This window comes from Nostoc sp., from assembly GCF_036917315.1.
GTDB lineage: Bacteria > Cyanobacteriota > Cyanobacteriia > Cyanobacteriales > Nostocaceae > Nostoc.
This window is the reverse complement of record NZ_JBALDR010000019.1, coordinates 23,838-30,338: the sequence shown is the minus strand read 5'-3', so window position 1 is coordinate 30,338 and position 6,501 is coordinate 23,838. Positions and strand designations below refer to the sequence as shown.

At 43.7% G+C, this 6,501-nt stretch carries 9 protein-coding genes; 5 read left to right on the top strand and 4 right to left on the bottom strand.

Features of this window, described 5'->3' with window-relative positions:
• Positions 1 to 149: 149 nt before the first annotated feature.
• The 4 genes from V7K84_RS10785 to V7K84_RS10770 are packed head-to-tail and all read left to right on the top strand — an operon-like array spanning position 150 to position 2,241.
• A complete protein-coding gene (locus tag V7K84_RS10785) occupies positions 150 to 464 on the top strand; it encodes a hypothetical protein (protein WP_334837959.1) in 315 nt (104 codons plus the stop codon).
• 16 nt (positions 465 to 480) lie between these two features.
• Entirely contained in the window at positions 481 to 954 is a 474-nt protein-coding gene (locus V7K84_RS10780; RefSeq protein ID WP_334837957.1) for a hypothetical protein, read from the top strand.
• Positions 955 to 1,935 carry a hypothetical protein gene (locus tag V7K84_RS10775; RefSeq protein ID WP_334837955.1) on the top strand — a complete coding sequence of 327 codons (981 nt, stop codon included), beginning with the start codon at positions 955 to 957 and terminating at the stop codon, positions 1,933 to 1,935. It begins immediately after the preceding gene.
• 3 nt (positions 1,936 to 1,938) lie between these two features.
• On the top strand, positions 1,939 to 2,241 hold the full coding sequence (locus V7K84_RS10770) for a hypothetical protein (protein WP_334837953.1): 303 nt from the start codon (positions 1,939 to 1,941) through the stop codon (positions 2,239 to 2,241).
• Positions 2,242 to 2,321: 80 nt separating this feature from the next.
• Here the strand turns inward: V7K84_RS10770 and mreD are convergent, their stop codons facing one another.
• The 3 genes from mreD to V7K84_RS10755 all read right to left on the bottom strand — a co-directional run bounded on the left by mreD (position 2,322) and on the right by V7K84_RS10755 (position 4,868).
• A complete protein-coding gene (mreD, locus tag V7K84_RS10765) occupies positions 2,322 to 2,939 on the bottom strand; it encodes a rod shape-determining protein MreD (protein WP_334837951.1) in 618 nt (205 codons plus the stop codon).
• 25 nt (positions 2,940 to 2,964) lie between these two features.
• Complete coding sequence (mreC, locus tag V7K84_RS10760; RefSeq protein ID WP_334837950.1) at positions 2,965 to 3,759, bottom strand: rod shape-determining protein MreC; 795 nt, start codon at positions 3,757 to 3,759, stop codon at positions 2,965 to 2,967.
• A gap of 101 nt (positions 3,760 to 3,860) precedes the next feature.
• Entirely contained in the window at positions 3,861 to 4,868 is a 1,008-nt protein-coding gene (locus V7K84_RS10755; protein WP_104908541.1) for a rod shape-determining protein, read from the bottom strand.
• A 373-nt stretch (positions 4,869 to 5,241) separates the two neighbouring features.
• Between V7K84_RS10755 and V7K84_RS10750 the strand changes: the two genes are divergently transcribed.
• A complete protein-coding gene (locus V7K84_RS10750; RefSeq protein ID WP_069071395.1) occupies positions 5,242 to 5,604 on the top strand; it encodes a single-stranded DNA-binding protein in 363 nt (120 codons plus the stop codon).
• A gap of 67 nt (positions 5,605 to 5,671) precedes the next feature.
• Here V7K84_RS10750 and V7K84_RS10745 read toward each other — a convergent pair whose 3' ends face one another.
• Entirely contained in the window at positions 5,672 to 6,415 is a 744-nt protein-coding gene (locus tag V7K84_RS10745; protein ID WP_334837963.1) for an SIMPL domain-containing protein, read from the bottom strand.
• Between the last annotated feature and the right edge of the window lie 86 nt (positions 6,416 to 6,501).

Genomic DNA, 6,501 nt, shown 5'->3' with positions numbered 1-6,501 from the left:
TCACTATTAGCAAATATTGGCTCAATCGTATTCCCAGCAAAGGATACACGACATCCGTAAATGTTCCACTTCTACATAAAAGTGGAACATTTACACAAAATTAAATTAGCAATACAACAGATTTATTCACTTCATAAGAAATCTGTTGTATGCAACCTGGAATCACTGATTTGTTTGGCGCGACTGCAACATTCTCTGGCACTCCCAAAGTATTAGAAGTTCCTCTTACCTCTTTACCTGATTTAACTAGTCCTAATCCCACGCCTTTAGAGATTTATGCAGCTATCGTAAAAACTGCCCATGCATGGATAAATGCCAATACTGATGCATCGGTCATGGCAGCCAGTGACCTAACAATAAATTCTCCAATTACTAGAAATGGCGCTCCAAAAACTCAGTTTCAATATGCAGCCAAATTTTATGGGCCGTACGCGGCTCCAACATTCGATCCAAATACTATTTAATTAAATTTCTATCTAAATGTCTGGAACACCTGGAAAGTGGACTGTAGAAGTCCACTATAGCCCGTCAAGATTTCCCCCAGATACCGAAAGTATTGCTGGATATAGCGATGACAATCCTTATTTTTCTTTAACGTCAGGCGGCACTCAGTGGAGCTTAATAAGTGCTGCCGATGGTCGAGTCATGTACGCGAATTGGATTGGGAGTAACACGGCTACTCCGGTTATAGATAGCAAACTTTTTACTGCTGACGCTGTTTTTTATGATTGCCTTAATGGTAAGTGTGTTTTAAAAACCCAATACAACACCCCAGGTATCTATAATTCCTTAGCAGATTGCCAAGCCGTTTGTGCCAGTGGTGGCGCTTGCGGGGAGGGCAGGCAATGCGTAGATCCGACAACATTTATTCCTAGCGGTAAAGTCTGTCTGGATAAAGGCGAATTCGAGTCAATTGAGGCGCTAATTTCTAGAATTGGTAGTGAGGTTTGTTAAATGTCTGGTGCTGGGCAGTCCTTAATATCTTCACTTTCAAATATCAGCAATTGTGCCGGACATCAGTGTGATTGCTGTCAACAATTACAGACTCAGATAGATGAATTAAGAAATTTAATTAATAATTCCAATAACGGAAATCTTCAGGGCGAAATTGACGCACTAAAGCATCAGCTAGCTGATGTTTATCGCCAATTAGCCCAAGATGAAATTCAAATAGGCAATTTAGAAACTGAATTGCATGATTTAGAAGCCAAGCTAATTGCAGTTGGGGCAGGAATTGCAGCAGTAGTGGCGGTTGTTGCAGCTCCCTTGATTGCTGCGGCGCTTGAGGGAGTATTTGCAGCGATCGCCGCAATAGGTGTAGAAGTTGCTGGGGCAATTGCGGCGGCGGCGGCTGTCCAGGCTGAGGTTGTTGTTATGGAAGCTGAAATCGTGGCGGTCGGGGCAACAGCCGGATCTGCCTTAGCTCTTGCAACAACTGTACAAGCTGAAATTGTTGTTGTAGAAGCCGAGATAGTAGGTGTAGGTGCAACGGCTGGATCTGCTCTTGTTCTAGCTGGCACTGCTGAAGCCACAGGAGTCAGCGCCCTAGCGTTGGCTGGAACTGCTGAGGTGACGGCTGGAAGTGCCCTAGCTTTGGCCGGAACTGCCGAAGCGACGGCTGGAAGTGCCCTAGCTTTGGCTGGAACTGCTGAAGTGACGGCTGGAACTGCTCTTGCTACTGCTGGCACGGCTGAGGCGACAGCAATTACAGCTGAGACAACCGCAATAAGTGCTGAATTTATAGCTACTTCGGCTCAAACTACAGTTGGTGGTGCTTTTGCATTAGCAGAAGTTCGACTTGAAAACAAAAAAGTCAAATCAGTCTTGTGTGTTTCAAGCAAGTTTGCCTCGGCGATGGGCGGACTGTTACCTAAAAAAATCGGTGGTGTCGATGTTCGCACAACCAATGTTCAACGTCGCATGAGGTTAGGTTAAAAAATGACGCTTCCTATTTTACACAAAGTTACTTTTGGCGCTGGTGCTAGTGATTTTTATTACATCAAAACATCAGACGCTTATGAGACGATAAAAGCTCAAACGGGACTTGAAAAAGTTGCAGACCCTACAGGAACAGAAGAAGTGATTCCTGTCAAGGAACTTCTTAGAACTGGAATCATTTGGCGCATTGGAATTCACTGTAGCTTGAATCCATATTGCCAGAGGTTGCCCAAATTCCATAAAAATTTAGGTTACAGGGTACAGAAGATAATTTTCTTGACTGTCACCTGTAACCCTTCTTAACTCCTAATTCTTGTACAGACGCGATTAATCGCGTCTCTACTCCTAATTCTTGTACAGACGTAATTAATCGCGTCTCTCCCTTATTGCTCCAATAATTTCATCCGTTGCCACCAAAGATTCAACGGATAATAGACCACAGGTGCCCACAGACTACTCAGAATGGCAGAGGCAAGAGCGACGCGCTGATAATATGTCCAAATATCTGTCACCTTGCGCTCATTGCCGAGCAAAGTTAATTGCAACCCAAAGATAGTTTCTGCCAAAACTGCTAAAACAAAGACAATTACAGCAATCGAAATAAAATCTTCTTCGATAAAACGCTGTTTCTGGAGCAGACCAGTTAAAGCCCCCACTATACCTAAACTGATGGCATGAGTCGGGCTAGGTGATGTCATCGAATCTTGAAGTAGCCCCAGAACTATACCTGCCAATGCTCCGGCAAACACCGTGCGCTTCACACTCCAAGCTACCACCCAAATTAATAACCAGTTAGGGCCAATTCCCAACAATTCCATACCGGGAAATCGGGTTGGTAATAATAGTAAACATAATAGTACAGAACTAGCCGTCACGAGCCAACCCAACAACTGACGTATACCGGGATGCCAACGAGCCAGCGGCTGGATTCGGAATTTCGATTTTCGCTCTGACGATTTTGGCTTTTTCTGCCTGCTAGCACCAAATGCAGGAATCTTCATTTTTCTATGGATTTTTTCAAAGAATTTACTTAGACTTTTGCGGCACTTGATTTGCCGACTCTTGATTTTCTGGCTTGGGATAAACAGCTACCCAATCGAGAGAGCGGATTGGCGGAAAAAGCTCAATTTTCGCCACTGATGCCGGGAGTTTCTTTAAATCTAGCGACTTAATTCGTCCTACTGCCAAACCGGAGGGAAATTTCTGACTGTAAGTAGATGTGGAAACTAAATCTCCTACTTTCACATTTGGAACTTTTTCATAAAACTCCAATACAGCTTCAGCAGAAGAATCTCCTCGCAAAACACCTTTAGCTGCTGTGCGGCTAACTGATACACCCACTTGACTCTTGAGGTCACTGATTAACAACACGCGGCTAGTATTGGGAGTTACACTCTCCACCAAACCCACCAATCCGCCTTCTGCCTTGACTACGAAGCCTTCCTGAATCCCTGCATTCGCACCGCGATTCAGCGTAACTTGTTGCCACCATTGGTCAGCACTACGTCCTACCACCCGTGCTGGAATTGGTCGTGATGCCAATGGCTCTTTTTCCACATAGCCTAATAAATCTTGTAACTTTGTCTTTTGACTTTCCAAATCTACTATACGGGTTTGCAATTCCATCATCCGGGCATCTCTGAGACGTTCTTCTGGAGTTGGCCCTGACTGCAACATCTCTAATGGACGGGTAATTGCTTGATATGTCTCAAGCACTAGCTCACCTTGAGTCTGTCGCAAGATCCAAGCACTACCAACTACTAAAGCTAACAACCCAATTTGCAACCCTTTACGATCCCACCAACGCCGTATTGTCACCATATATACCTGTATGTACTTATATAAATTAAGTTCTACTTGGATTCTATTTATATAGAACCCAAATAGAACTCAAATAGAACTCTATTCTGATATTTTTTTTGCTACATATTGCGAGAGCTTTCGGTAACAACTCGTTCCAACTGTTTAAAGTTTTCTAACACACGACCTGTTCCCAGCACAACACAGCTCAAAGGATCGGCAGCAATGTGGGTAATAATCCCTGTTTCATGGCTAATGAGGGTATCTATGCCTTTGAGCAAAGCACCGCCACCAGCTAACATAATACCTCTGTCAATAATGTCTGCTGCCAGTTCTGGTGGTGTGCGTTCTAGTGTCCGCTTCACAGCTTCGATAATTACTGATAGTGGTTCCAACATACTTTCACGGATTTCCGGCCCTTTGATTGTTACAGTTCGCGGTAGACCAGAAAGCAGGTGTAAGCCTCGAACTTCCATCATGGCGTCATTATCATCATTAGTTGGATAGGCAGAACCCATCCGAATCTTGATTTCCTCGGCAGTACGTTCACCAATGACTAAATTATGAACTTTCTTAATATACTGAACGATCGCATCAGTCAGTTCATCTCCAGCAATGCGTACTGATTCGCTGATTACCGTACCTTGAAGACTCAGCACTGCAACTTCTGTTGTCCCACCACCAATATCGATGATCATGTTGCCTGTAGCTTCGGCAACAGGTAGTCCTGCACCAATGGCCGCAGCTACAGGCTCATCGATTAAATAAACTTTTCTGGCTCCTGCTTGGTGAGCTGCATCCATCACTGCTCGTCTTTCTACTCCTGTGACACCACTGGGAATACCAATGACGATTCGGGGTAAAATCAAAGATTTACCTTCATTTACACGCTGAATAAAGCTTTTCAGCATCAGCTCGGCGATCTCAAAGTCAGCGATTACACCATCCCGCAAAGGACGGAGAGCAATCACATTTCCCGGTGTGCGACCGAGCATTTTTTTGGCTTCTTCTCCTACTGCTAGTGCAACCTTTTCGTTGACATCGATAGCAACTACAGAAGGTTCTTGTAGTACAATACCTTTACCAGATACATAAACCAGGGTGTTTGCGGTACCGAGGTCGATACCCATATCCCATGAAGTGCGAAAGTTCCTAAAAATACCCACGCGTCTGTAAGCCCCCTATGTGCGATACTTTTTGACTACAACGGTAATAGTTAATTGTGCCGGATTTGATAAAGTTCTTATCCTGAGTTGAGTTAACTAGACAATATTTTTATATGATTCCCAGGAATATTTAGTATGTCTCAAGTCCCGTACTTTTTGATATTCTCTGGTTAAATTAGTATATCCGTATATTTTTATGTGTTTCTCCAAATAGTGTGTATAAATTTTCAAGTCAATTATATTGTTAACTGTTTAACACATTATTTTCAAGTCTTTCACAATTCGCTATGATGAAAGTCGAAATTGCTAAGTACGTTTGTACTGAAAGGTAACGCACATGAGTATTAATATTGTCACTCTTGTTGGTCGTGTAGGTGGCGACCCTGATATAAAATATTTTGAATCTGGTAGTGTGAAGTGTAGATTGACACTCGCGGTAAAAAGGCGATCGCGCAACAGCGATGAACCTGACTGGTTCACGCTGGAGTTATGGGATAAGACGGCTGAGGTAGCAGGTAATTATGTGCGTAAGGGAAGCTTAATTGGCATAAAAGGTTCCTTAAAGTTTGACACATGGAGCGATCGCCAAACAGGAGCAAACCGTTCTACACCAATTATTAGAGTAGATCAACTAGATTTATTAGGCTCTAAGCGAGATGGAGAAGGCGGTACAGGAGATATGTCTTCAGAACATTTTTAATTAGGCATTGGGCATTGATTATCAGTCCTTTGCCTTTTACAAATGACAAAGGACTAATGACTAATGACTAATAACTAATTTGCAGCGTCACCGATGCTTCCACTTGCTGTTCACCACCAACAATCGGGGTGGAAGCATCAGCCGACTTGGCAGCCTCAGCCCGTAGAAACATTGGTGGTGGTGGAGGCGCACTGGCATTATTAACTTGAATGCTGACTATTTCTTTGGATTTAAAACCCAAGGCACCAAAAACGGCATCAGCTTGCTGCCGCGCGTCTTGAGTAGCTTCTTTTAATGCTTGCTTTTGAGCAGCCGCGATCGCTTCATCTTTCGCAACAAAAGTAATGCCGTTAATTTGTGTTGCACCAGCTTTGACTGCATCATCCAATAATGTTCCAGCTTGCTCAACAGGAATACTAAAACTCACAGTGTTAGTGGCAGCATAGCCTGTAATCCGCTGTACATTATTGGTGTAGCTGTAAACCGGATTGAGACGGACACCGGTAGTTTGTAATTTTTCAACATTTTTGCTCTTGAGAAACGCAACCACCGCAGATGACCTCTGAGCGGCTTCTTGCTGTACCTCTTGGGCTGTTTTCCCTTGAATCTCCACTCCTAAATTGACTTGTGCCAGAGTTGTCGGAATTGTTTCCACTCCGCGACCACTGACACTAAGGGTTCGCCACAATTTATCTTTTTCTTGTGCGAATGCAGGTAGTGCAAAAGTTGCACATACAAGCATTGCTAAAGGCAGTATTTTCCACAAGTTTCCCGATGGAAACTGAGAACCGGGTAAAGCGGCTCTAGTCATCATATTTGCACTCCTCAAAGTATCCACAGATGTTTTAAATAAAGGTATGTAGCAATCTTCTGGTGGTCGTTGAGAGCCAACAGCCA